Here is a 3,453-nt window from a genome sequence, read left to right as displayed (position 1 = left end):
CCTTAATTTGCGCCACATCATCAGTGGGAACGGATTCAATCAATTTTCTTGTATACTCCTGCTGCGGGTTTTGATAGATCATTTCAGATGGTCCGATTTCGATTAATATTCCGTTATTCATGACCGCCATCATATCGGACATAAACTTAACAACACTCAAATCGTGGCTGATAAAAATATAAGTCAGATTGTGTTGCTCCTGTAAATCTTTGAGCAGATTCAAAACCTGTGCCTGCACAGAGACATCCAAAGCAGAGACGGATTCATCGCAGATAATAAATTCAGGCTCGACAGCCAAGGCACGTGCGATTGAAATTCTTTGACGCTGCCCACCGGAAAACTCATGAGGATAGCGATCCAGATAATCAACAGGCAAACCAACTTCTTCAAGTAATGCCGCAGCACGGTCTCGCCGATCCTGTTTCGAGTTACCCAGATTATGAGCAATCATTGATTCAGTAATAATCGTGGAAACCATCATCCGGGGATTAAGAGAACTGTATGGGTCTTGAAAGATAATTTGTACTTTGCGTCGAAAGGGTTTTCGACCCGCACGACTCATATGAGCGAGGTCATTTCCTTCCAGCAGAATTCTCCCGTCTGTAACTGGCGCGAGACCGACAATGGCCTTGCCGGTTGTGGTTTTTCCACAACCGGATTCACCTACCAGGCCCAGGGTCTGACCTCGATAAATGTTTAAAGAAATACCGTCGACCGCTCTCACATAATCAACGGTTCTCCTCAGAATTCCACTTTTAATGGGGTAGTAAACCTGCAACTGGTCCAGGCTCAGAATTGGTTTTTCCCCTTCTTTTACAAATTCAGATTCGGGAAGTTTTTTGACATCGTCCCAGCGATAACCTATCGTTTCCAGTTCTGATCGAGGATGCAATAATCTCTGCCGTCCGTGAGCTGTCAGACTGATAAATTGTTGTTCATCAAATTTCTTTTCCCGGATGGTATATTCTCCGGCCTCGGTTTCCTCGATTTCCATGAAATCAGAGACGGTCGGTAGCCGTTTGTATGCTGTATCCAAGGCGGGGCGGCAGGCGAGCAAACCTTTGGTGTAAGGATGCTGAGGGTTCTCGAATATCTCCACTACGGGTTTGTATTCGACTAACTTCCCTCGAAACATCACGGCAACATCATCTGCAATTTCGGCGATCACACCTAAATCGTGCGTGATAAATAAAACAGACATGCCGCGCTCATCACGTAATTTTCGGATCAAATTCAAAATCTGGGCCTGAATTGTCACATCCAGGGCTGTGGTTGGTTCATCGGCGATTAAAAGTTCCGGATTACAGCTCAAGGCCATCGCAATCATTACACGTTGCTTCTGTCCTCCGGACATCTCATGCGGAAAACTTGAAAATCTTCGTTCCGGGTCCAGAATGCCGACTTCATGAAATAATTCAATTGTTCTCCTCTTGGCTTCAGTCGAAGAAACTTTCTGGTGCAGCGTAATCGCTTCCATTACCTGTTTGCCAACACGAAAAACCGGATTCAATGAAGTACCCGGTTCCTGAAAAATCATGCTGATATCGCGACCGCGAATGCGCCTCATTTCGGGATCGGTCAATTTCACAAGATCCTTACCCAGGAAGGAAATCGAACCTGCGTCAATCATTGCAGCAGTATCGGGAAGCAGTTTCATGATCGAAAGCGAGGTGACTGACTTTCCTGAGCCGGACTCCCCAACCAGCCCCAGAGTTTTCCCCTTTTCAATTTTCACTGTCAAATCTTCAACTGCTTTCACAATTCCACGACCTGTGTGAAAGTAAGTTTTCAACCCTTTGATCTCGAGTAAGGCAGTTGTCTCTGTCATTAGATTTCCTCTTGAAATCGATTTCAATACACCAGAAAACTTCTGAGGCATGCAGAATTCATTTGTTGCACTTTGTATTTATGAAAGTGATTTGCGTATAATAGCGAATCTTCAATGAGATGGGAGAGTAAACTTTATAAACCTGATGATTGGGAAAAAATGGACCGAATTTCTTTAAATTCAAGAGCTTTATCACTTCGTCTTAGTTGGTTGCTGGTCATCATATTGACTGGTGCCAGCCAGATCGTTCTCGCCGAAGAAATTTCATTTCCCAAAGTGCTGACGCATTTTGTCCCCTATCAGAACAATCCCATTTTTGAAGCAGACGGCCCGGGGCATTGGGATGTAAAAATACGTGAACGCGGGTGGATTCTCAAAGAAGGGGATTTCTACCACATGTGGTTCACCGGCTATGATGGAACCAGAGAGGGACAGAAGATGCTGGGATATGCCGCATCCTGTGACGGGATTCATTGGACACGGTCTCCCTGCAACCCGATTTATGATACTCATTGGGTTGAAGACATGATGGTTGTAAAACAGGGGGACACTTATCACATGTTTGCGGAGGGGAAGAATGATATTGCGCAGCATCTGGTTTCCTGCGATGCCATCAACTGGAAGCGGGTCGGTCCTCTGGATGTCAGATTAGCGAACGGCTCTCCGATTCCTGCTGGTCCGTATGGAACTCCCGTAGTCTGGTTTGAAAAAGGGCAGTGGTTTCTTTTTTATGAGAGACGGGATGCCGGCATCTGGCTGGCCAGTTCACCAGATTTGAAAGTCTGGACCAACCTGAATCAAGATCAGCCGGTCATGAAGCCCGGGCCGAAAGCCTATGATCAGAAAATGATCGCAATGAATCAGATCCTCAAGTATCAGGGAACATATTACATGATTTTTCATGGGACAGCAGCAGCCCAAAGTCCCTCTTTGTGGACTACGAATATCGCTGCGTCAAAAGACATGCTGCATTGGACCAAGTATCCAGGCAATCCACTAACACCGCCGGAAGCAAATCAATCCAGTGGGGTTCTGATTCCGGACGGTAACCGGTTTCGCTTATATACAATGCATAATCAAGTCGACCTGAATTTGCCTCTGGAACACTAAATCTTTCATCTGATTGCGGTGCCCTGATTTATGAGTGAGTCCCCTGCCCCCACCACGCCTACTTCGATAACACTGGATTTCACTCCGAAAACAGCAGAACGCTCGCCTGCCTTAAGCGTGTTTATCAGTTTCTCGCTGGGAATCTTACTTGATTTCTGTTTTCAGCCAGAACTTTTTTACTGGATGATTTTGTGCGGCATCACCATTACCTCATGGGTTGTCTGTTATCGCAATCATTTCAACTCAACGTCAACTATTCTACTGTTGATGATCATCATCTGCCTGGGGGGAATGCGGCATCATGAGTTCTGGTATTGTCATACTCCCAACCATATTTCGCGAGTAGTTCAGAAACATGATGAGCTGGAAGAACATACTCAACTAATTCGATTGACGGGCAAGATTCGTTCAAAACCACAAATTCAGATTTCGGCGAGCGACGAACAATTCAATCCTGATCAACCGACACAGCGAACCAGTTTTATTCTCGACTGTGGCGAACTTATCTCAAATAC

General features: G+C 45.6%; 3 protein-coding genes. 2 read left to right on the top strand and 1 reads right to left on the bottom strand.

The window, feature by feature from the left end; all coding sequences use genetic code 11:
- Nucleotides 1-1,828 (bottom strand): ABC transporter ATP-binding protein (locus Q0294_RS22575; protein WP_299469966.1); only part of this gene is annotated, 1,828 nt, incomplete at its 3' end.
- 225 nt (nt 1,829-2,053) lie between these two features.
- Here Q0294_RS22575 and Q0294_RS22570 point away from each other — a divergent pair.
- Together Q0294_RS22570 and Q0294_RS22565 are read left to right on the top strand one after the other, a co-directional pair.
- A complete protein-coding gene (locus tag Q0294_RS22570) occupies nt 2,054-2,938 on the top strand; it encodes a glycosylase (protein ID WP_299469964.1) in 885 nt (294 codons plus the stop codon).
- 30 nt (nt 2,939-2,968) lie between these two features.
- A partial coding sequence (locus Q0294_RS22565) for a hypothetical protein (protein WP_299469962.1) occupies nt 2,969-3,453 on the top strand: 485 nt, incomplete at its 3' end.

The organism is uncultured Gimesia sp., assembly GCF_937919775.1.
Classification (GTDB): Bacteria; Planctomycetota; Planctomycetia; order Planctomycetales; family Planctomycetaceae; genus Gimesia.
Note: the sequence above shows the minus strand (reverse complement) of the source record. Positions and strands in the feature narration are given on the sequence as shown.